Origin of the sequence: Fundidesulfovibrio magnetotacticus (genome assembly GCF_013019105.1) — a bacterium.
GTDB classification, from domain to species: Bacteria; Desulfobacterota; Desulfovibrionia; order Desulfovibrionales; family Desulfovibrionaceae; genus Fundidesulfovibrio; species Fundidesulfovibrio magnetotacticus.
On sequence record NZ_BLTE01000008.1, the window covers coordinates 129404 to 151296 of the forward strand.

At 67.9% G+C, this 21893-nt stretch carries 19 protein-coding genes; 5 read left to right on the forward strand and 14 right to left on the reverse strand.

All coding sequences use genetic code 11. From position 1 onward, the window contains the following. Positions 1-16: 16 nt before the first annotated feature. A complete protein-coding gene (locus NNJEOMEG_RS10025; protein ID WP_173083983.1) occupies positions 17-1201 on the reverse strand; it encodes a hypothetical protein in 1185 nt (394 codons plus the stop codon). 177 nt (positions 1202-1378) lie between these two features. After that, the gene (locus tag NNJEOMEG_RS10030) at positions 1379-2356 is read right to left on the reverse strand and encodes an acyltransferase family protein (protein WP_173083985.1); all 978 of its coding nucleotides are present in this window, start codon (positions 2354-2356) and stop codon (positions 1379-1381) included. 109 nt (positions 2357-2465) lie between these two features. Here NNJEOMEG_RS10030 and NNJEOMEG_RS10035 point away from each other — a divergent pair, with 109 nt between their 5' ends. Then, positions 2466-3158: a class I SAM-dependent methyltransferase gene (locus NNJEOMEG_RS10035; RefSeq protein WP_173083987.1), complete on the forward strand. Its 693-nt coding sequence runs from the start codon at positions 2466-2468 to the stop codon at positions 3156-3158. A gap of 4 nt (positions 3159-3162) precedes the next feature. Then, on the forward strand, positions 3163-4413 hold the full coding sequence (locus tag NNJEOMEG_RS10040; RefSeq protein ID WP_173083989.1) for a glycosyltransferase family 4 protein: 1251 nt from the start codon (positions 3163-3165) through the stop codon (positions 4411-4413). A 5-nt stretch (positions 4414-4418) separates the two neighbouring features. Here the strand turns inward: NNJEOMEG_RS10040 and NNJEOMEG_RS10045 are convergent, their stop codons facing one another. From NNJEOMEG_RS10045 to NNJEOMEG_RS10085, 9 genes are all read right to left on the reverse strand, one after another. Next, complete coding sequence (locus tag NNJEOMEG_RS10045) at positions 4419-5843, reverse strand: B12-binding domain-containing radical SAM protein (RefSeq protein WP_173083991.1); 1425 nt, start codon at positions 5841-5843, stop codon at positions 4419-4421. Between the two features lie 49 nt (positions 5844-5892). Further along, on the reverse strand, positions 5893-6909 hold the full coding sequence (locus tag NNJEOMEG_RS10050) for an acyltransferase family protein (RefSeq protein ID WP_173083993.1): 1017 nt from the start codon (positions 6907-6909) through the stop codon (positions 5893-5895). A gap of 11 nt (positions 6910-6920) precedes the next feature. After that, entirely contained in the window at positions 6921-7949 is a 1029-nt protein-coding gene (locus tag NNJEOMEG_RS10055) for a radical SAM/SPASM domain-containing protein (protein WP_173083995.1), read from the reverse strand. Next, positions 7946-8836 carry a lysylphosphatidylglycerol synthase transmembrane domain-containing protein gene (locus NNJEOMEG_RS10060; RefSeq protein ID WP_173083997.1) on the reverse strand — a complete coding sequence of 297 codons (891 nt, stop codon included), beginning with the start codon at positions 8834-8836 and terminating at the stop codon, positions 7946-7948. The genes NNJEOMEG_RS10055 and NNJEOMEG_RS10060 overlap by 4 nt, the downstream gene beginning before the upstream one ends. Positions 8837-8931: 95 nt before the next feature. Beyond that, positions 8932-9669 (reverse strand): class I SAM-dependent methyltransferase, encoded by a 738-nt coding sequence (locus NNJEOMEG_RS10065; protein WP_173083999.1) that lies wholly within the window; start codon positions 9667-9669, stop codon positions 8932-8934. Positions 9670-9770: 101 nt separating this feature from the next. Beyond that, positions 9771-10625, reverse strand: a complete 855-nt coding sequence (locus NNJEOMEG_RS10070; RefSeq protein WP_173084001.1) for a class I SAM-dependent methyltransferase — start codon at positions 10623-10625, stop codon at positions 9771-9773. Continuing rightward, positions 10615-11835, reverse strand: coding sequence for a glycosyltransferase family 4 protein (locus tag NNJEOMEG_RS10075; RefSeq protein ID WP_173084003.1), 1221 nt, complete (start codon positions 11833-11835; stop codon positions 10615-10617). Before NNJEOMEG_RS10075 ends, NNJEOMEG_RS10070 begins: the two co-directional genes overlap by 11 nt. A gap of 67 nt (positions 11836-11902) precedes the next feature. Next, a complete protein-coding gene (locus NNJEOMEG_RS10080; protein ID WP_173084005.1) occupies positions 11903-12862 on the reverse strand; it encodes a polysaccharide deacetylase family protein in 960 nt (319 codons plus the stop codon). After that, complete coding sequence (locus tag NNJEOMEG_RS10085; protein ID WP_217270502.1) at positions 12859-14262, reverse strand: hypothetical protein; 1404 nt, start codon at positions 14260-14262, stop codon at positions 12859-12861. The genes NNJEOMEG_RS10080 and NNJEOMEG_RS10085 overlap by 4 nt, the downstream gene beginning before the upstream one ends. Before the next feature lie 204 nt (positions 14263-14466). On the opposite strand from NNJEOMEG_RS10085, the gene NNJEOMEG_RS10090 reads away from it, so the two are divergent. Continuing rightward, positions 14467-15648 carry a glycosyltransferase family 4 protein gene (locus NNJEOMEG_RS10090; RefSeq protein WP_173084008.1) on the forward strand — a complete coding sequence of 394 codons (1182 nt, stop codon included), beginning with the start codon at positions 14467-14469 and terminating at the stop codon, positions 15646-15648. Then, a complete protein-coding gene (locus NNJEOMEG_RS10095) occupies positions 15648-16730 on the forward strand; it encodes a glycosyltransferase (protein ID WP_173084010.1) in 1083 nt (360 codons plus the stop codon). Before NNJEOMEG_RS10090 ends, NNJEOMEG_RS10095 begins: the two co-directional genes overlap by 1 nt. 76 nt (positions 16731-16806) lie before the next feature. Here the strand turns inward: NNJEOMEG_RS10095 and NNJEOMEG_RS10100 are convergent, their stop codons facing one another. Genes NNJEOMEG_RS10100 through NNJEOMEG_RS10110 form a run of 3 tightly spaced genes read right to left on the reverse strand, consistent with a single transcriptional unit; the run spans position 16807 to position 20596 of the window. Beyond that, positions 16807-18021 (reverse strand): glycosyltransferase, encoded by a 1215-nt coding sequence (locus NNJEOMEG_RS10100; RefSeq protein WP_173084012.1) that lies wholly within the window; start codon positions 18019-18021, stop codon positions 16807-16809. Between the two features lie 9 nt (positions 18022-18030). After that, positions 18031-19122: a methyltransferase domain-containing protein gene (locus NNJEOMEG_RS10105; RefSeq protein WP_173084014.1), complete on the reverse strand. Its 1092-nt coding sequence runs from the start codon at positions 19120-19122 to the stop codon at positions 18031-18033. After that, complete coding sequence (locus tag NNJEOMEG_RS10110) at positions 19112-20596, reverse strand: hypothetical protein (protein WP_173084016.1); 1485 nt, start codon at positions 20594-20596, stop codon at positions 19112-19114. The genes NNJEOMEG_RS10105 and NNJEOMEG_RS10110 overlap by 11 nt, the downstream gene beginning before the upstream one ends. A gap of 132 nt (positions 20597-20728) precedes the next feature. Between NNJEOMEG_RS10110 and NNJEOMEG_RS10115 the strand changes: the two genes are divergently transcribed. After that, a complete protein-coding gene (locus tag NNJEOMEG_RS10115) occupies positions 20729-21886 on the forward strand; it encodes a DegT/DnrJ/EryC1/StrS family aminotransferase (RefSeq protein ID WP_173084017.1) in 1158 nt (385 codons plus the stop codon). The last annotated feature ends 7 nt before the right edge of the window (positions 21887-21893 follow it).

Below are 21893 nucleotides of genomic sequence, written 5' to 3' on the forward strand. Positions count from 1 at the left end.
CGGCCGCTCCGGGCGGTTAGCGTTCGATCTGCCGGACGAACCAGCGGCAGAAGCGTTCCATGCCAGCGGGCGAGACCATGTCGCGGTAGGCCTCCTGGCCCCTGCGGGCCAGGGCGACGCGGGCCTTGTCGTCGCCCAGCAGGCCCAGCACCACGTCCTCCAGGTCGCTGAAGTCCCAGCGGTAGGGGGCGTAGGTCTCGTGGGGCACGAAGATGTCGGGCCAGGTCTCCATGTGGGAGATGTCCGGGCGCACCAGGGCCGCGCCCAGGATCATGGTTTCGTATTCCTTCACGTTGAGTTCGCCCCAGCCGAAGGGGCCGAAGCTCAGCTTCGAGCCGGCCAGCTGGCGGCGGTATTCCGCGATGCCCGGCAGGCCGGGCAGCCAGTTGAAGGCCTTGTGACGGAGAAAGGGGAAGCGCTTGCGGTAGCCCGCCACGGGGAGCTGGCCGCGCACCGAGCCCGTGAGGTCCGGCCGGGCCTTGAGCAGGGCGTCCAGACGCTCGATGAGGGTCTTGCGGTCGAAGGAGACGCTCTCGCGGCCCATATCGGCGGTGGTGCGCAGGAAGAAGTCCTGCAGGCGCGGCGAGGCGGGGTCCACGCAGGGCACGGCGTAGCGCGGGGGCAGGAGGCCCGGGAACTGCCTGCGCAGCGAGCTGTAGCGCGTGAAGCCGTTGAACACGTCGCCCATGCCGATGTTCCAGGAGAGGTCCACCTTGGGCCAGTCGGCCTCGTCCAGGGGGTGGAACTGCTCGAAGGGGGCGGCGTCCTCCACGCCGAAGACGCGGTGGTAGTAGTCGGAATAGATGCGCCCGCCCACGAAGGGCTTCTTGTAGAGCGTGCGGTCCTTGAGCAGCTGCTTCTTGAGGTAGAGGTCCACGTGGGGCAGAAGCTCGAAGTGCGTGACGCCCGTGCTGTCCGAAAGGTCGAACCAGACGAGTTTGGAGGCGCGCTTTCGGCATTCGCCCAGGAAGCGGATCAGCCTGCCTTGGGGCTCGAAGAAGGCGGCGCGCTCCCCGGCCAGGTCCATGACGGGCTTGGAGACCAGGCAGAGGATGTCGCATTCCAGCCCGGCGGGCGAGGCGTCGTGGCGAAAGCGCACGTCGTGGCCCAACTCGCGAAGGCGGCGGCGGTTGTGGCGCACCGGGGTGGCCAGGTAGTCGGAGATTTTGTCTTTGGCTGTGAGGAAGACGACCCGCTTCACGGGAGGACTCCAGGGCGGGCCGGTCCGCCGCTCTTGCCGGCCCACGCGGGGCCCGGGATGTGTCGCCGGGACGTGGAGCGGTCCGGGCGCTTGGCGCGTGCCTGGTCCGGCGGTTTCCGGACCCCCCGGTCCTTAGTGAGAATCGCCCCGTGCGTCAAGGAACTCGCCCGGCTGCTTTCAGCGGATGAAGCGGCGCAGGGGTGAGCGGTCCATGGCCCAAAGCATGACGCCCGTGCCCAGCACGGTGCAGGCGAAAAGCGCCAGGAGCTGGGGGTTGGAAGGCGCGAGCGCTGCCTGCGGGGTGGCCAGGGCCGCCAGGGCCATGTGCGCCAGGCTCTGGGGGATCTTGTGCACGGCGAAGACGCCCAGGCTCAGGCGTGAAAGCGTCTCCACGGCGCCCCGGCGGGGGAGGTCCAGCGAGAGCGCATAGCCCATCAGCGCCAAAGCCCCGCAGATGTTGGAGTAGCGGCAGTAGGTGCGCACCTCCAGGCCGTGGACCGCGATCAGCCAGGATTCCAGACAGGCGAAGGCGAACCAGGCCAGGGCGAAGGCGCGTCCGTGGCGGGCCAGTTCCTTGGCGTGAAAGGCCGCCGGCACGTAGAGCACGAAGAATTCGAGCCCGATGTAGCTGGGGATGCCGTAGGCTTGTTCCAGGCCCACGAAGCCCGTGGCGAACCCGGCCACGGCCCACCCGGCGCGCGCGCGCCAGGCCGGGCCCAGGCGCGCGTAACCCTCGGCCAGAACGGTGAGCACGAGGAGGTCGCTCAGGAAATAGAAGACCGAGCCCCCCACGTAGGGCAGGCTGGGCCCGCCCTGGAGCACATGCGAGAAGGTCAGCGGCGCGAGTTCCCCGGTGAAGGCCCAGGACGTCAGCCATTGCGTGAGCGTCCAGAACAGATATAGCTGGAGCAGGCGCGCCATGCGGCGGCCGAAATAGCCCGGCTTCGCTTCGCGCCCCTGGAAGTAGAGATAGAGCGACACCAGCAGGAACGTGGGCACGGCCAGGGTGGTCGCATGGAAATAGAAAAAGCCGAAACACGCCCTGGCCAGGAAGGGGGCCTGGGCGTCCAGCAGCCAGGGCCTGGCGTGCCAGACCACCACGAACGTTATGAGAAGCGCCTTGAGCCAGTCCAGGGATGCCCGCCGTTCAGTCATGGGGCACGGCCTAACCCATCGCACCGGGCGAGGCAAGGCGCGCGCCGTTTGACCCGCCCCAGGCCTTTGGCCTAAGCTGGCCCACACCTTCGGAGAATCAGGAGCCCCCGTGAAACGAGCCGTCGAGTCCCGCTTCGACCAGCGCCTGGCCGCCCAGGCCAAAGCCGCCTACCGCTTCGACGCCGCGAGCCTGGGCCACAAGGACCGCGCCATCGCCGCCTTCCTGCGCGCCCTCTCCCTGCCCGGCAAACGCTGCCTGGACGTTGGCCCCGGCACCGGGCGCTGGCTCCGATTCCTCCAGGCCGAGGGCGCTGGGCCGCTGTGCGCCGCCGACATCTCCGCCGAGGCCCTGGCCCTGGCCGCGCCCCTGTGCGAGAAGGTCCAGAAGCTCGACCTGGAGCGCGACGTGCTGGACTTCCCCGACGCCTCCTTCGACCTCGCCGTCTCCTTCGAGGTGCTCGAACACCTGGCCGACCCGGACAACTACGTGCGCGAACTCCGGCGCGTCGTGCGCCCGGGCGGGAGCATTCTCATGAGCGTGCCCAACGTGGTCTCCTTCATCTCCCGCGTGCGGGTGGCGCTGGGCGGGCTGCCCCCGGCCATCAGCCAGGACCCCACCCACCTGCGCCACTACCGCCGCAAGGACGTCGCCGCCCTGCTGGCCCGGCACGGCCTCGCGGCGCGCTTCATCCCCACGTCGTTCTCGCTCAACCCGCTCGACCCCAAGTGCCGCGTGCGCGTGCCCCCCTGCGCCCTGCTGGCCGGGCTCGACGACAGCCTCCTCTTCCACGCCGCGGTCTAGGCCCATGCCCGGCGCGCTCCGCCCCGTGAACGTGCTGGTGGCCAGCTCCAAGTTCCCGCCCGAGTACGCGGGCTCGGCCCTGCGCGCCCACGCCACCTACCGTCGGCTCGCAGCGTCCGGGGCCGTGGACTACGAGGTGCTCACCAGCTCCGTGACCCACAATGAGCGCCTGAGCTACGTCCACGAGGGCTCGCGCGTGACGCGCATCGCCCGCAAGGTGAGCGGCCTGCACCAGGGCGACCCCGGCGAGGACCGCCCCGTCTCCCGCGCGCGCTACCTCTTCAACGTGGCCGCCTCCCGCGCCGACTACCTCCTGGAGGCCACGGCCGTCTGGCGTTGGCTCGCCCCCAGGAGCGCGGGCTTCGACGTCTTCCACGTCTTCGGCAACAACCACGTCACGGCCGCGGCGCTCACCTGGGCCAAGCTCAAGGACAAGCCCTGCTTGGTGGAGCTGGTGAATCTGGCCGACGACCCGCGCCAGTACGAGCCCTGGCTCGTCTCCCGGCTGCTGGGGCCGGGCTTCCCCCGGCGCTCGCTCATGGTGTGCATCTCGCCGCTTCTGGCCGACATGTGCCGCCGCCACGGCATTCCCGAGGAGCGCATCTGGTGCCGCCCCAACCCCGTGGACGAGGCGCGCCACCGCTTCGACCCCGCCGGCCGCGAGGCCCTGCGCGAAAAGGCCTGGCCCGGCATGGCCCCGGGGGACGCGCTGCTGGTCTACGTGGCCAAGTTCCGCAAGCTCAAGAACCAGCGCTTCCTGCTGGACGTGCTGGCCCGGCTGCCGGAGCGCTTCCGGCTGCTGCTGGCCGGGCCGCTGGTGGACTCCGGCCCCCTGGCCGAACGCCAGCAGGCCTACTTCCGGGAGATCGGACGCGACGCGGCCGCCATGGGCCTTTCGCACCGCGTGAGCCTGCGCCCGGGCTTCGTGGAGCACCCGGAAGACCTCTACCGCGCCGCCGACGCCTACCTGATGCCCAGCACCTACGAGGCCCTGGGCACCCCGGTGCTGGAGTCCCTGGCCTGCGGCACGCCCTGCGTGACCAACTCCATCCCCGGCGTCTTCGACCGCTGGGTGCAAGACGGCGTGAACGGCTTCGTGCGCCCCCTGGACCCCGAGGCCTGGGCGCGCGCCGTGCGGGACTGCCTGGAGTTCACGCCCGAGGCGCGCGAGCGAGCCTCGCGAGACATCCTGGCCCAGGCGGGCACACTGGTGATCGACGCGCAGTACGTGGAGCGGCTGCGGGCGATGGCGTAGGCCCTCTACCAGCCCCTGCGCAGCATGTACTTGCAGGCCAGGCCCAGGATGCGCCATGGCCCCAGCCCCTTCATGGCATGGCGTTCCATGTATTTGTAGCCCTTCCAAGCCCGGCCCAGCAGGAGATAGAGCCGAAGCAGGGGCAGCCTGGTCAGGACATCGCGGTGCCTGGCCAGGAACGGGAACCCGACCATCAGGGCGAACAGGGCCTGAAGGTTCCTGATCCGCTCCTTGTCCGCCAGGCGCAGCGGGGTGTCCGCGTAATAGGACGGCGGGAATTTCACGCTCTCGTCGACGTAGCCCTTGTCCAGGCAGTACTGCCAGATCTTGGTGCCGTAGTAGGGATTGAGCAGGCTCGACCAGGCGAAGTCGGCCTGGACCTCCACGTTCAGGTCCAGGCTGTCGCAGGCGTCGCGGTAGCTGTCGGGCACGGGGTTGCCCAGGATGTTCTGGGTGAGCAGGAAGATGCCGTGGCGCTTGACCGTGGCCGCGGCCTGGACGATGGCCTCACGCGACATGGCCCGGCAGAGGATGTCGTTGCGCGTGGCGTCGTTGCCGCTCTCGATGGCCATGGTGATCGAATGGCACCCCGCCTCCTTGAGGAGGCGTACATTCTCGTCCTTGACCAAGTTCGCCCTGCAGTTGACCCCAAAGGGAACGTTGATCAGCTCCAGGTACTTCTGCTTGAACTCGCGCAACCACTCCGTCTTCACGGGGAAAAGGTCGTCGATGAAAAAGAAGAAATTGATGTTCTTATTATAGTAACGAATGGAAGCCAGTTCCGCGATGACGTTGTCCACGGAGCGCACGCGCATCAGGTTCTTGCCGTAGAGTTCACGCAGCTGGTGGTTGAAACAGTAGGAGCAATCGAAGGGGCATCCCCTGCTGGCCATGACGAATTCAATATTGCCGATGACGTTGGGGATGTGCTTGTAGATCCGCCTGTCCGGGAAGGGCAGTTCGTCCAGGTCGGCCGTGAGGGGCCTGCAGGGATTCTGGATGACCCCTGCCTCGTCCTTGAACCAGAAGTTGGCCACGTCGCGCCAGTCCCGCCCGGCCTCCATGCGCTCCACAAGCTCTAGGAGGGCTTCCTCGCCCTCGCCCCGGCAGATCATGTCCACGCCGGGCTCGTGCACCAGCTCCGGGAAGAAGGTGGGGTGCGGCCCCCCGAAGAGCGAATGCACACCGGCCGGGAGCACGCCCCGCAGCCGCCGGTTGAGCTCCAGATAGATCGCCTCGGTCCCGGTGGTCACGGAATAGGCCAGGATCTGTGGTGCGAAGGTGAGCACCTCCCGTTCGAGGTTGGGGTCCTCGGCATGGAACAAGCGTACCTGATGGCGATGCGCCTTGAGCATGGCGGAAAGACACATCACGCCGAGGTTCTTGAAGCTCCCGTGGACGTCCACTTCTGAAATGAAGACGATGCGCATCGCTGCTCCCTTGGCGTGTCTCTGAGGACCCCGCGACACCCCGGATGGTTCACACCAGCCAGGGATACCGCTTCAGACAGTATGTTACCGCGAAGCTCAGCATCAGCACAAGGACGTACTGAACCGTCTTGTCGGTCACCGCGAACATGGAAAAGAATGGCGCAAGCCAATGATTCAAGAGCAAGTGAAGGCAGAACACGCCGAACGACAACCCGGCGAGTCGCTCCAGCAGAGGATGGTGTTTCCTGAAGAACGCCATCGCGCCGCAGACGATGGCCAGCGCCCCTACACAGAGGGAGGCCCTTGCATACGGCGGCATGATGTACTTGTCCGGATAGCCTGGCCAGGCGATCCTGGACAGGAACACCCACTCCAGGACGGACAGTACAAGCCAGAGCGCCGTCAGGCAGCCCACCACGCGCCCCGCGCGGGAGGCGTCATCCAGCGTCCCGTTGTCCAGAAGGCTGCGCACCAGAATTCCTCCGAACAGGTACGGGATGAACGTCATCGGATTCCAGTAATAGTACGGCAGCTGCAAGACGCCCTGGAAGAACCAGGGAGCAGCCAGCATCACAAGCATCGAAGCGACCCAGAGCCCTGTGGCGCGGGCGGCAGAGAGCTCTCCCGCCGGAAAGACGCGGCGTACGGCCTCGTACCCAGCAGTCCAAATCATGAGTGAAACCAAAAAATAGAACGATGTGTTCGTGCTGATCAGGTAGCCCAGGAAATAGGGCAGGCTCACGAGAAAAAGGCGAACGTCCATTTCCAGGATGATGTTGTGGGCCGTGGCCCAGAACAGCGTCATGATGAAGAGCTGGCGCATGCGCCTGGGGAAATAGTCCGCCTTGGTCTCCCTGTTGAGAACGTACAGGAACATCGACACCTGCATGAACACCGGGACCGCCAGCAGCAACAGGTTCATGGACAGGATGTCCGTGCCCGTCGGCACGAATCCCTGGAGAATGTCCGGGGCGAACCGGGTCACCTTGGGGGCGGCCACGATATGCCAGTACGAGACACAGACGCAGAAGAACACGCGCAGGGCATCGAATCCGTGGAACCGCATGGCTCATGCCCTCAGATGGTTATGGTCCGCAACTCGCCGCAGCGGGCGCACAGGGGGTTGCACACCCTGTTGGCCAGGAACTCCCGGCGCAGCGCGATCATCCGGGGTGAATTCCAGATCTCGGCCAGCGAGGCCGAGCCCATGTTGCCTAGCACGTACTTGCCGTCGAAGTCGAAGCAGCAGGGCAGCACGTCGCCGTTGTAGGCCACGGTCATGGAACGCCAGGGATACGGGCAGGTGACCAGGCCTTTGGACGTGAAATCCAGTACCGCCGCCGAGGCGTTGCCCGAGATTTCGGATATGGCCTCCACGCTGCCGTCCCAGGGCGTGAAGGGCTTAACGTACACGGCCCGCACCCCTGGGACGTCCTTCCAGCGTCGCCGGGCCAGTTCCACGCTGGCGGCGTTGAGCTCAAAGTCGATGATGGAGACGAAGACCTCGGCCTTGGCCCCCAGCTCCTGCCTGATCTCCAGGAATCGGCTCAGGTTGGCCGCCGAGGACTCGTAGGCCTCTTTCACGCCCCGGATGGCGGCGAAACTCGCGTCGTCGTGGCCGTCCAGGGAACAGTACAGCGTGGAGACCCCAGCCTTGAGCAACGCCCGCCCCTTGTCCTCGCTGAGCAGGAGGGGGTTCAGGGAGAGTCCGGTGCGCAAGCCCCGGGACTCCGCGTAGGCCACGCAGCGGTCCAACTCCGGATGGAGCAGGCTTTCCCCGAAATGGTGCAGCCAAACCGGCTGGGAGGCCAAGAGCCCCTTGGGGGCCTGGGCCACGAGTTGATCCACGACCTCCCGGAAGAGCGCGAATTCCATGACCCCCTTGGGCCTGGTCATGGCGTGCGTCCGGGGGCACATGACACAGCGCATGGGGCAGTGGTTGGTCAGCTCGATGTTGTAGAGGGTGAACGGGGCGTGGACCAGTTCCGCACGGGCTCGGGCCTGGGCGCGGAACACCATGGACGCCAGGTCCACGGCCAACCGGCGGGCGGCGGAGGAGTGCGTGAGCACGGCGCGCAGGAGCTGACGCAAGGACGGCAGGCTCATGGAGTCTGCTCCCTCCGGGGCAGGCCGTGCGGCTCCCCGGAGGGGAGGAACAGCCACAGCGCGCTCACCGCGAAGTAGAACAGGTAGTTCACGAGAATCAGTGAGGAGAAGAGCACCGCCCACTCGGTGGGCAACCCCTGCTGGGCGAAGAGCATTTCAAGCCAGACGTCCCGGGTGCCAATGCCGGCCACGGAAACCGGCAGCATCCCCACCAGTTGAGAGGTCATCGTGGCGAAACAGGTCATGGAGATAGAAACCTTAAGATTGAGCCCCGAGGTCATGGCCAGCATCCCCAGGAGGAAAACAAGCCATTGCCCGACGCTCATGGCCAGGAGGGCGAGTTTGTGCCGGGTATTAAAGAGGTTATCCAGCAGAAGCCCGGCCGAAACGCCCATAATGCTTCGTCCGCCAAGGAACTTCTTCAGCCAGGGCCGACCCAGTTCCAGGAGCCCCCAGCCCCCTAGGCCCAGCAGGCACGAAGCCACCGTCAGAGTGATCAGGCCATGGTCGTCTTCCGTGGCGAGAAACACCGTGGAGAGCAGTGTCACCACGGCCAAGGCTGCCAAGTCCAACAGGCGATCCATCAGCACGCTGTTGATTCCCTGGAGAAAGGAGACACCATGGCCTTTGAGGTATGTGACCCTGATGACCTCTCCCATCCTGGCCGGACTGACCAGCCCCCAGAAGGAACTTTTGAAGAATATCGAAACCGACGCGCCCAGAGCGATCTCCAAGCCCTGGCAGCGCAGCAGGAGGTGATAACGCGCCACCCGCACACCGATCATGGCCAGGGTGAGCAGCAGCCCCAGTAAGAGCATCGCCGCGTCCAGGTGCATAAGCATGGATCCGATGGCGCGCAGGTCCTGCCGGGAGACAACCAGGGCCATGAGTCCCAGCCCCGACAGCCGCAGGACCCACCTCAGGACCCGGCGTCCCGTTCCCTGGGCGCGGCCTTCTCCTGCCTGGGATCCCACTTCGCCCCCTAGCCCCCGGCCTTACGCAGCACGGCCAGGTAAACGTAGGCTAGCGCGCTGGGCACAGTGCCCGGCACGTCGAGGACCTCCTCCACCGCCAGGGGCGAGGCACGAAGGAAGGCCACCAGTTCGGGGCGCGTGAAGTGCCGGTCCCTGATCTGTACGTGCATGCCCCCGAAGCGACGCAAGCGCAGCAAGGCGCGACGGACAAACTGCACAGGGTGGAAGTTGGGGTAGATGTAATAATGAATGGCGTTGCGCAGCAGGAAAGCCTTCTTGGGCAGCAGAAGCACCGCCCTGCCTCCGGGGACCAGCACGCGGCTGAACTCTTCGAGACCCTTTTCGGGGGAGATGAAGTGTTCCAGGCTGCCCATGGAGAACACCAAGTCGAAGGAGCCCTCCGGGAAGGGCAAGGCTTCGCCCATGCCCTGCACCGTCCGCACGTGGGGATGGCGCGCGCGTGTTTTGTCCAGGGCCACATGGGAAACGTCCAGGGCCACGCTGTGACACCCGGCGGGCACGTGGTCGAAGAGCAGGCCCATGCCGCAACCAGCGTCCAAAAGGCGCTGGCCGTCCTGGGGGCGCACGCGTGAGACCGCCTCGCGCATCTCCACCGACACGTTGAACAGGCTTGCGTCGTGGATGGCGTCGTAGTTGTCCACGGTTGCGGCCAACTCGGCGGTGTCCACACCCGTGGCGTTGGGCCGTCCGGGCCTGGGCAGGAAATCCGGGATACCTGCTCGCACGGGGTAGTCCGCTCCGCAGCGCTCGCAACGCAATCCTTCTCCCTGTTCGCCGACAGACCCCCGGCAGTAAACGCAGCAATAAGTGGTGCTCATGAGTCCCTTCAGGCTGTCTCCAATTTGTGAATTATCCAGACCACCGGATGGTAGACCCCGAGCCTTGCTGCCCACTCCAGGGGCTTGAGCACCCCCAAAGCACGCAAAGTTCCGACGATGCGCGCCAGGGCAGGCACGGAGATGGTCTCGGTGCTACGCAGCCGCGCCAGGAAGAGGTCCAGGCCCAGGTCCTCCACGCGCGCGGGGAGCCCTTGGAGCAGCCGCCGCATGGACCCGGGCGTGGTGAACGTCAGCTCGTCCAGGTAGCGCGGATCGCGCCCGCGCAGCCGCACATAAAATGTCTTGAGCGCCCTGGGAAGCATGGGCGGCCAGAACAGGTCGTAATGGGGCTCCCAGACGAAAAGGTAGTTGGGGAACACCAGATACCAGATGCCCCCGGGCCTCAGCACCCGCACGCCCTCCGACAGCATGAGCCTTTGATCCCTGCAGTGCTCCAGCACGGACATGGAAACCACCGCGTCGAACGTGTTGTCCCTGTAGGGCAGGCGCTCGCCCACGGCGTTCACCAGCCCGGCCTTTCCAGCAGGCAGGTGTGCCATGGCCAGGCGGCACTGCTCCACGGAGGGCTCCACGCCGTGGGCCTGCAGCCCGCGCTGGGACATCCGCCGCAGCATGGAGCCCACGCCGGCCCCGATGTCCAGCACGCGGGCGGGCCGGTCCAGCGGCCCCAGCCTGTCCAGCACGAGGTCCACGATGGCGTCCTGCTTGGCCAGGTTGCGCTGCTCGATGAGCACGCGCTCGCGCAGGTTCGCTGTCTGCAGCTCCGGGGCGTGCAGCTCGAAGTAGCGTTCCAGAACATCCCCGGGAACGGGGGAACGCTCGTCGCGTGGGCTAGCGGGCACGCAGGGACTCGAAGAGGTCTTCATGGGCCTTGGTGATGCTTTTCCAGCTGAACACGGTGCGCAACATGTCCTGGCCTCTGGCCACCAGGGAGGCGGACAGCCCGTGTTCGTCGGCAAGGCGCAGCACGGCCGCCGCGATGGCTTCGGCGTTCTTCTGGGGAACGAGCAGCCCTGTGCGCCCGTCCAGCACCGTGTCCAGGATACCCCCGACGTCGCCGGCCACCACGGGCACGCCGTAGACCCAGGCCTCGAAGGTGACGATGCCCAGCCCCTCGGTATCCCCCTTGGAGTCCACGATGGAGGGGAACACGAAGACCTCGGCCTGCTCGTAGAGCTTTCCCAACTCCTTGGCCGGGATGAAGCCGTGGAAGCGCACGATGTCGTCCACGCCCAGCCTTTTGGCCTCCTGGGCCAGGGGGTCGCGCTCGGGGCCGTCGCCCACCACGTCCAGGACCACGCCGGGCATCGCCTTGCGCAGCTCTGGCAGAGCGCGCAGCAGGTAGACCACGCCCTTGCGCTCCACCAGCCGCCCCACGAAGAGCAGGCGTGCTCCGGTTTCGCGGGTGAAGGACTTGGCCGGGGCCATGGCGTCCAGGGTCACGCCACGGGTGAAGATGGAGGTCTGCGGCCCCACGGGAATCATCTCCAGGCGGGCCTTGCCGAGGTCGAACGCCTTGAAGAGCTCCATGTTGGGCGTGGAAATGGTGATGAGGGCCGACACGCGCGGGAAGATGGCCTCGCAGGCCTTGCGCAGCAGGCCCGAACGCCTCGCCATGAAGAGCTCCACCCCGTAGATGGTCAGGGCCACGGGCTTGCGCAGCACGAGCTTGAGCATGATCCCCGTGAGGGCCGAGAGGAGCCAATGGCAGGAAACAACGTCCACCTTGCGCATCAGGCACAGGCGCAGGGCCGCGAAGAACTGGCAGGGCAAAAACAGGCAGAACAGGAGCCTGTAGCGCCAGTAGCGCTTGATGCGCTCGGGAATCCCCGAGCCGTAGCAGAGGGTCTCCCAGCTGTCGGGGCCGTAGCGGAAATAATGCAGGTGCACTCCGCCGCGCGTTTCGCGGGAGGGGCCTCCCGGGTAGTGCGGCAGCACCACGTGCACCTCGTGGCCCTCACGCGCCAGGTGCTCGTAGAGTTCCAGAACGTAGGGACTGGCGGTCTCGCTGGCTGCCGTGGGGTAGCTGGAGGTGAGGACGAGGATGTTCATGGGGTTGGCGGGGGTTCCGGTTGGGCCGCTGGGCGCGGAGGAGAAATCCCCCGCCGAGGCTCTTTTGTCAAGCCGCGCCGGAGCGGGAGCCCGCCAGCTCTTCGCCTGTGGTCAGCGCGTAGCGCCGCACGATGCGCCGGAGTACCTCACGGGCCTGTTCCTCACGCCAGGGCAGCGGCCTGCGCAGCCCAGGACGCGCATAAAAGGCCGCGGGCAGGGCGTTGTCTGGCACGAGGTCCGCGAGATGGAAGGCGTAATTGAGGAAGCCGCCCCCCGTCAGGCCCTCCAGGGCGTCGAAGACCTTAAACAGGCCGCTGCCGAGGATGTTCACCATGGAGAAGTGGATTGGGAATTTGCAAAGGGGCATGGTCGTCACGGGAATTTCCAGAAGGCCCGCGCCGCCGGGACGCCAGATGCGCCCGGGGCTGGGACGGTAAGGGTCGCGCGGAGAGAGCAGATGGGCTGGATAGCCCCAGTTGGCAGGGTGGATGGGCTTGCGCAGCAGCAGGCGGTAGTAGGTCTTCACCACGGGAGAGATCACTGTGGCGATCATGGAGGAGTCGTAGGCGTATCCCAGCTCCTCCAGGACGCGGACCAGGCCCGGATCGGTGGCGTAACAAGGGGCCTTGAAGCCGGAGCAGGCCACGCCGAGCCGGTCCAGGATGGCCTCGTGCGCGCGCGCGACCTCCTCGCGCCTGGCAAGGGCGTCACACTCGGCGAAGTCGCTGTGGGAATAGCTGTGGTTGGCCACCCGGTGCCCGGCTTCCAGGGCGGCGGCCAGGAAGGGCAGGTTGGCTTCGTTCTCCAGGTCGCGCCCCACGACAAAGAAGGTGGCGCGCACCCCAAAGGACGCGAAAAGTTGGAGATAGACGGGCATGGCCCGGGCGATGATCGGGTCCGGGCCGTCCTGGACCCCGGGCAACCCGTATGCGCGCGCGATGACGTCGTAGGAGTCCACGTCCACCTGAACCACGGCTGTGGGCCTGTTCTTCACGGCTTGCGAGGCCGCGGCACGGATGGCGCTCATTGCGGCTGCTCCCCGACCGGGCTTGCGGCTCTTCTTTCGAGAAATGGAATAGATGGCTGCGGTGTGAGCGACCCCAGCGCGGACAGGGAATCCTGGGGGAAAAAACACCCCACGAGCATGAACGCCAGGTTGGGCAGGATGCCGTTGGGATCCGGGATATTGGGCAATTCCAGACGGTTCAGGGGGCGCAAAGTATAGACGACGGGCGCGTCTGGCACGATCGGATGGAAGCGCCTCAGATTCCAGAAGAGCCTGGCGTTCTCGATGGGAAGTGAGGGGGACGTGTCGACCTTTGCCACGGGTTCGCCCCGGCCCTCGGCCAAGTTCATGCACTGGGACGTCACCGCCAGATAGGACGCGGAAAGAATCGCCGCGAAGCCCACCAGGACAAGGCCTGCCCTCTTCACCCAGCCGGGCCGTACCTCGAGCAGACGCAGCCAAAAGAAGGCGTGGCCGAACACGAAATACGGCAGGAGCACCCGCATGGCCGAGGGCAACTCCCCGTGCCCCACGTAGAAGAACAGCGCCAGGGGCAAAATGGTCGTCACGGCCTGGAACCAGCTGCGGACCCACAAGACCCCGGCCATTCCCAGCGGCATAAGCAGGAAGAGGTTCTTCACGTAGGAGACCTGACCGCCGACTCGGGCGTAGTCGCCCACCGCAGCCGTGAAACTGCCCAGAAAGAGCTGCGCGTAGGTGGTGTGCACCAAGAGGTTGTGGCTGCCGTCGGCTGCACGCAGCGCGAACATCAGAAGTTCCATGAGCCCCCAGACCGAGAGTCCGCCCAGCGCTGCAGCCAGGCAGACCCGCCAGTTCCTGCGCTCACGGATCAGGAGATACAGGCCCAGGCAGCCCACAAGGGGCAAGGCGGAGCGGTGCGCGAAGAAAGCCAGGGTCGTCATGAAGAACGCCCAATAGAAACGCCTGACGCTGAAGAGCCAGAGCCCGGCGCAGGCGCAAAACACCTGCAGGGCGTGGGCATCGTAAATCCAGGCGTGGAAGATTATGAAGGGGCTCAGGGTCAGTCCCGCGACCAGGAAGTAGAAGGGCTTGTCGGGCGGGGCCAGGGCGTGGGTCAGGAAAAGGAGCCCGGACAGGAACATGAGTACGCCCAGGAAGAAGTGGAGCGTCAGGGGGTGGTCGGAAGTCAGCTTGATCAGGGCCAGATAGGTGAAATAGGGCAAATGCTGGTCGGTGATGGCCGAGGCCCAGCCATTGCGGAGGATGTCGCTCTTCAGGCCGTAGTGACTCTCGAAATAGTCGTTGAGCCCCTCCACATCCCCCGTGAAAAGCAAACGCTTGAACACCTCGGCGGACACCTCGAACTTGCCGGAGTTTTCCCCGCCCTGATATGTTCCCGAATAGGACAATCCCACAACGCCGTAGTACACGGCGACCACGAGGCATGCGACGCCCCACGTCACATTCATGCGGCTTGACGCGGACAACTGTCTCTCCATGCAGGTCGGATTGGTGCCGGACGGAACGTCGACGCCCGGGCGGCGAGCCGCCGCCTTATCTGCCAGGGCCCAGCCCCGTGTCAAGAACGTCCGCGATTTACACCCCGCTGGGGCTGTGCCATAAGCCCACCCCAGGCAAGCACCGTGAAAATCGCCCAACTCTGCCACCACTTCGCCGACAGCCTGGGCGGCCTGGAAGTCTGCGTGCACAACGTCTCGCAGCGCCTGGCCCTGGCCGGGCACCACGTCAGCCTCTACTGCTGCGGCCCGGGGCGGCTGCCCTTCCGGCCCCCCTACCGCCTGCGCGCATTCCCCCGGCTCTACAAGGTCCGCCAGACCTACCCCCTGAGCAAGTGGGCCGCCTGCGCCTTCGTGGCCGCCGAGCAGCTGCGCCTGCGCTACGACGTCTGGCAGGTCAACGGAGGCTACCCCTACGGGGCCTATCTTTCCGGACTGTTCGCCCGCCTGGGCGTGCCCGCGGTGCTGCGCTGCTCCGGCGAGGACATCCAGGCCGAGCCCGACATCGGCTACGGCTACCGGCTGGACCCGGAGCTGGCCCGGCTCATCGAGCGCGGCTACCCCCGCTACGACGCGCTGGTGGCCATCAGCGAGACCGTGACACGCGAATACCTGGCCCTGGGCGTGCCCGGGGAGCGCATCGCGCGCATCCCCAACGGCGTGGACGTGGAGCGCCTCGCCGCCCCCCGCGACCGCCAGGCCGTGCGCGAGGCCCACGGCATCCCCCGCGACGCCAAAGTGCTCCTCACCGTGGGGCGCAACCACCCCAAGAAGAACTACCGGATCATCCCCGCGCTCCTGGACGGGCTCCTGGACGCCGGGCACGACGCCTGGTGGCTGGTGGCCGGACGCGGCGTCTCGGCCCTGGACGCCCAGGCCCTGGCCCCGGAGCGTCGCCGCAGGCTGGTGCTGGTGGAGGAGCTGGGCGCGCCGCCCAGGGATTTCTCCCTGCCCCCCGACGCCCTGCTCGACCTCTACAAGGCCGCCGACGTCTTCGTGATGACCTCGCTTCTGGAGACCTTCGGCATCGTGCTCCTGGAGGCCCTGGCCGCCGGGCTCCCGCTGGTCTGCTTCGACGCCCCCGGCGTGCGCGACGTGGCCCACCCCGGCGTGGCCCGCGTCTGCCCCCTGGGCGACCAGGCCGCCATGGCCCGCGCCCTGCACGACGCCCTCATCGCCCCAGACACCCCCGAGGCGCTGCGCGCGCGCCTCGATTTCGCCCGGGACCACTCCTGGGACCGCGTGGCCCGGGACTACGCCGCGCTCTACGCCTCCCTGGCCCGGAGCGCCCGGGAGAACACGACCTGATGGCCCGCAAGATCCTCTTCTTCATCCCCTCCCTGGACATCGGCGGGGCCGAACGGGTGTTCACCGTGCTCCTGCCGCGCCTGGACCGCGCGAAGATCGAGCCCCTTCTGGCCCTCACCGTGCGCCGGGGCCCCCTGCGCGACGCCCTGCCCCCGGACTTCCCCGTGGTGGAGATGGCCTGCAAGAGCCACGCGACCGCCCCCCCGGCCATGATCCGCCTGATCCGCCGCGTGCGCCCCCACGCCGTGATGGCCACCCACAGCCATCTGAACCTGCTCCTGGGCCTGTGCAAGCCTTTCCTGCCCCGGGGCACGCGCCTCATCGGCCGCGAAACGTCGCTTCTGAGCCATTCCCACCAGGAGTTGCGCTTCCCCGGGCTCTTCGACGCCCTCACGCGCCGGGTCTACCCGGTCCTGGACCTGATGGTCTGCCAGTCCCTGGACATGAAGGACGAGTTCGTGCGCGACTACGGGCTGGACCCGGCGCGCATGCGCGTGCTGCCCAACCCCGTGGACGTGGACGGCGTGGCCCGCGCCGGGCGCGAGGCGTTCCCCGGACTGCCCGGCGAACCCTTCGTGACGGCGGCGGGACGCTTCGCCCTCCAGAAGCGCTTCGACCTTCTCCTCAAGGCCTACGCCTTGCTGCCGCGCGACTTCCCCCGCCTGGCGCTCCTGGGCGACGGTCCCCTGCGCCCCTCCCTGGAGGCCCTGGCCCGCGACCTGGGAATCGCCCACCGCGTGGACATGCCCGGCTTCGCGGCCAACCCCCACGCCTTCATGGCCCGGGCCCGGGCCGTGGCCCTCTCCTCCTCCTACGATCCCTTCCCCAACACGCTCCTGGAGGCCGGGGCCTGCGGCGCGCCCGTGGCGGCCTTTCGCTGTCCGGGCGGCGTGCGCGAGATCGTCGAAGAGGGCGTAACGGGCTTCACCGCCGCCCCGGGCGACCCCGAGGCCCTGGCCCACGCCCTGCTGCGGACCGTGGAGCACCCCTTCGACCGCGAGGCCGTGCGCGAACGCGTGCGGGCGCGCTTCGACGTGTCGGCCGTGGTCCCGGCCTACGAGCGGGTGCTTCTGGAAGAGTGAGGAAGGTTCAGCGCGGCGCGTCCGGGTTCACCGGGCAGGCGATCCACGGCGCGGGGCCGACGGCGGAAAGAGCGTGTCAGCGCGGCGCGTCCGGGTCCCCGGCTTCGGCGCGCAGCCGGTCGTAGAGCGCCTCCAGATGCCTTTCCCGGTCCTGGAGCCGCAGATGCTCCACGGCGTGGCGGCGCGCGGCCCGGCCCAGGGAGCGCCTCAGCTCCGCCGAGGAGAGCACCCGGGCCAGGGCGTCGGCCAGGGCGTCCACGTCCCACTCGCGCGCCAGAAGCCCGGTCCGCTCCGTTTCCACCACGCTGGGGATGCCCGCGTGATAGGTGGAGACAACGGGCAGCCCCGAGGCCATGCCCTCGACGAGCGCGCCGGGGATGCCCTCCTGCACGTTCCCGGGGGCGGTCACGCTGGTGTGGCAGAGCACGTCGGCCTGGCGGAACTCCTCCATGAAGGCCCCGGAAGCGTACTCCAGCATGCCCAGCATGGTCACGCGCCCCTCCAGGCCGTTTTGCGCCACGAAGTCCCGAATCTCCCCGGCCAGTTCGCCGTCGCCCAGGATGCGCAGGCGGAAGTCCGGACCGCCCGAGGCCGCGAGCTTCGCCAGGGCCCGCAGCAGGAAGAGGTGACCCTTGTAGGGCTGGAGCGAGGAGACCGTGAGCAGCACCGGGGCCTCGCGCCCGGGACGCTCGAAGTCCTCGGGCAGGAGGAAGCGGTCCACGTCGGTGCCGTAGTAGTGCACCACGATCTTCTCCGGCGGGCACCCGGCCTCCAGGAGCAGGCGCTCCATGTCCCGGCTCATGGCCAGCACCCGCGTGGCGTGCCGGAACACCGTGGCGCGCAGGAAACGCCCCCCGTAGCCCCAGAGCATGCGCGGGAACGAGCTGCAGTCGTAGCCGTAGAAGGAGGCTACGCTGGGCAGGCCCGAACGGCGCATCACCTGGGCGTACATGCCCGCGTCGGTGCCGTAGTGGAAGTGCAGCACGCGGGCCTTGCCGGCGCGCAGGAACTCCAGGGCGCGGTCCACGTCGCGGCGGCCGATGCGGAAGAGACGCCGGAAGAGCTGCTCCTCCAGCCAGGAGTGGCCGGGGCTCAGGTCCAGGCAGGGGAAGCCCTCCAGGTCGAAGGAGGCGAAGCCGCCGTCCGCGCGCCGGGAGAACTCCCGGAAGGCCAGCACGGGGCGGTAGCGCTGGTGGCTCTCAACCTGGTTCTTGATGAAGCTGGCCCGGAAATGGGTGGACTTGCGCACGAAGTGCGCCACCACGGGCCTGGGATCGTCCGCCTGGGTCATGGATGAGCCCTACCGCCAGCGACGACGCCCCGAGCGCTCCTGGCCGTAGTTGACCCCCGGGGTGCGCTCCTGGTGGTCGCGCCGGGCGGCCATGCCGAAGCCGTTGTGGTTGTCCCAGTGGGTGAGCGCCGCCGGTCCGTAGCCGTTCTCGAAGAACCAGCAGGCCAGCTCCGTGGGCGTGTGACGCCGGGCGTGACGGGGGGTGATGGAATCGTAGACGCTCACGAAGAACTCGTCGCGGCTGCGCTTCTGGTAGTCTCCCGCCAGCCTGAGGGCCGGGGCCGCCAGGGCCGTGAAGGCCCCCACGGCGCGGCGCTGCCAGCGCTCGGGCAGGCGGCTGACCACCAGGCGCAGGGCCTCGGTGACCGCGTTGTAGGCCAAGGGCAGGGGCTCCAGGGTCCAGCGGTAGAGGAAGACGTAGAGCAGCCCTCCGGGCCGGGCCAGGGCGGCGATGCGCCGGAAGGCCTCGCGGGTGTCCGGGGTGTGGTGGAGCACGCCGCTCGAATAGACCAGATCGAAGGCCTCGGCGGCCAGGGGCGGGGCCAGCACGCTGCCGCGCACGAAGTGCACGTCGGGCGAGCGCCTGCGCGCCTCGGCCGCGAAGAGCGATTCGGAGTAGTCGAGCCCCACGGTCACCGCGCCCAGGGAGGCGAAGCCCCCAGTGAGCAGGCCGTGGCCGCATCCGGCGTCCAGCACGGTCTTGCCCGGGAAGAAGGCCTCGTCCACGCCGGCCTCCAGGAGGGCCATGGAGAGCCGCTCCGAGGTGAGCCAGCCCCACGTGCGCGTGACGCCGCGATCGAAGAATTCGCGCCACTCGCCCGAGAAGGAGAAGCCCTCGCCCGGGGCGCTCAGGCAGGCCCGGCATGCTTCGCGGTCCGCCCCCTCCAGGGAGGCGCGCTCCAGGAGCTCCGGGGGCACGCTGCCCGGGAGCATCACCGGCACGCCCGCCAGCACGGGATAGAAGCGTCTGGCCCCGGCTGAACGCAGCAGGCCGAAGGCCACGTCGCCGGGCTCCCTGTCTTGGGAATATTCCACGGGCAGGAGGTCCAGGGTCGAACCGTCCTCGGGGCAGCGCAGGAAGGCGAGCAGGTCAGGGCGCACGATGCCCTCCTTGGGACGCTTTGTCCTCCGGCGCGCGGGGAACGGTCCGGAAATACAGGAAGAGGAAGGCTAGGCAGAACAGCAGGAAGGCTCCCTGCACGGCGTAATCGGGGGTTTTCATGTAGTAGCCGGTGCTGTCGGTGAAGCGCGGCCAGAACACGGGGTTCACCTCGCCGGAGACGGAGGTGTCCACGTTGTAGTTCATGCGGTACCACACCTTGGAGAAGAGCAGGCTCAGGAGGGTGAAGCCCGCCAGGAACCACTTCCCGGGCCGCAGGTCCTCCAGGGCCAGCACGGCCAGAAGCGTCAGGAAGGGCAGGATGACGATGCACTGGCGCGTGAGCGGATTGATGGCCTGAAAGCCCATGAGCGTCACGGCCAGGGCCATGCCCCAGCCCAGACGCGCCACGCCCGCCCCGGCGCGTAGAGGCATGCACAGGGCCACCAGCCACACCGGCCCCAGGTAGAGCGTGTGGGCCACCAGGAACTCCAGGGGCCTGCGCGATCCGTGCAGAAGAACTTCCCGGGCGTAGCACCTCAACGTGTCGAAGGTTTCCGGTGCGAGCCTGTCCAGGAGAACCAGCCCCAGCGCCGCCAGGGCCAGGCCCGCGCACGTCAGGAGCATCTCCCGGCGCGACCGGGAAGTCTCGAAGAGCCCCCGCGCGCTCCACACCGAGAAGAGCAGCGCGCCCAAAAACAAGAACGAGAGCGCGAACGAGAGCGGCAACATGGTGTAAAACACCTGCTCAACGCCTTCGACCCAGACAACGCGCACGAGACGCGCCGCACCGGCCAGCGCCGCCAGCGCGACCAGGCCGGCGATCCAGGGCCTGGGCTTCCCGCCGGAGAGGTCCTTGCGCGGGAAAAACGCCAGGCACGCCCCCACGGGCAGCAGCGTGGGCCAGACGAAGAGTCCTGCCGCCGAGAGGAGCACGAGCGTCCAGCGTCGACCGGCCACGTAGGCCCAGAGCATGAACGTGGCGTAGGCCAGACCGTGGGAGTCCGTGAGCGTGGGGTAGTAGAAGGAGAACTTGAGCACCGCGTAGTTGACGAAGAGGAACAAGAAGCCCGTCCAGCTCCCCCGGGGGCCGATGCCCAGGGTGCTGGCAATGCCGTTCCAGGCCAGGGCCATCAGGGCGTAGAGCGCGATGTTCACCGCCTGGAACGCGACGATCACCCCCGGCACGGTCATGGCCGCGCCCGAGGCCTTCATGACCAGGAACACCAGCGCGCTGGGCAGGTAGCGGAAATAGCTCACCGGATAGGGCGGCTTGCCCGTGGCCAGGAACTCGTCGAAGCGCAGGGCCAGATGGGCGTAGACCCCGCCGTCCCAGCCCAGGCCGTTGTTCACGTAGATGCGCTCCGAGAACGCCGCGAGGAGCGATCCGGCCGCCACCACCAGGGCCGCCTGGAGCCACATGTGGACGCAGGGTCGCCGGAACAGGCCTTCCAGGACTGCACGATCGGTTCGCATGGGCCGGTCTTTGACCTCATCGTCCCCGTCGTGTCAATGCGCGCGGGACCGCCGCCCCGGCGGCACTTGACCCGGGCCGCGCGCCGGGCTTAGATGTGCGCGCGCCGCACGCGCCCAAAGGAAGCTCCCGCCATGATCCCCTTCGTCGACCTCAAGGAACAGTTCCGGCGTCTCGAAGCCCGCATCCGCGAGCGCATGGACGCCGTCCTGGCCCACGGCAAATACATCTCCGGCCCCGAAGTGGCCGAACTGGAAGAAAAACTGGCCGCCTACGCGGGGACCAAGGCCTGCGTGGGCGTGGCCTCGGGCACCGACGCCCTGCTTCTGCCCCTCATGGCCATGGGCGTGGGTCCCGGCGACGCCGTGTTCACCACCCCCTTCACCTTCATCGCCACCGCCGAGGTGGTGAGCCTGCTCGGGGCCACCCCGGTCTTCGTGGACATCGATCCGCGCACCTTCAACATCGACCCCGACGCCCTGGAGCGCGCCGTAACGGCCCTCAAGGCCGGCGACGCCAAGGCCCACCCCCTGCCCGCGAAGGCCCGCGAAGGCCTCGTTCCCAAGGCCGTCATCGCGGTGGACCTCTTCGGCCTGCCCGCCGACTACCCCCGCCTCAACGCCGTGGCCAAGGCCCACGGCCTGACCGTCATCGAGGACGCGGCCCAGGGCCTGGGCGGCGAACTGGACGGACGCAAGGCCTGCTCCCTGGCCCTCGTGGGGGCCACCAGCTTCTTCCCGGCCAAGCCCCTGGGCTGCTACGGCGACGGCGGGGCCGTGTTCACCGACGACGCGGAACTGGCCAAGGTCTTCAAGTCCCTGCGCGTGCACGGCGCGGGCACGGACAAGTACGACAACGTGCGCATCGGCGTGAACGCCAGGCTGGACACCCTCCAGGCCGCCATCCTGCTGGCCAAGCTGGAAGCCTTCCCCGCCGAGGTGGAGCTGCGCCAGGCCGCGGCCGCGCGCTACGACGCCGCCCTGGCCGGAACCGGCGTGACCACCCCCCACATTCCCGGGGGGTACAGGAGCGCCTGGGCACAGTACACCGTCCTCACGGAGCGCCGCGAGGCCCTGCAGGCCGCCCTGAAGGAAGCGGGCGCGCCCACGGCCGTCTACTACCCGCGCCCCCTGCACCTCCAGACGGCCTTCGCCCGCCTGGGCCACAAGCCGGGCGACTTCCCCGTCTCCGAGAAGGCCAGCGCCCAGGTGCTCAGCCTGCCCATGGGGCCGTATCTCACGCCGGAAGACCAGGACATCGTCTGCGCCGTCGTGCGCAAGGCCGCGAGCTGAGGTCCCG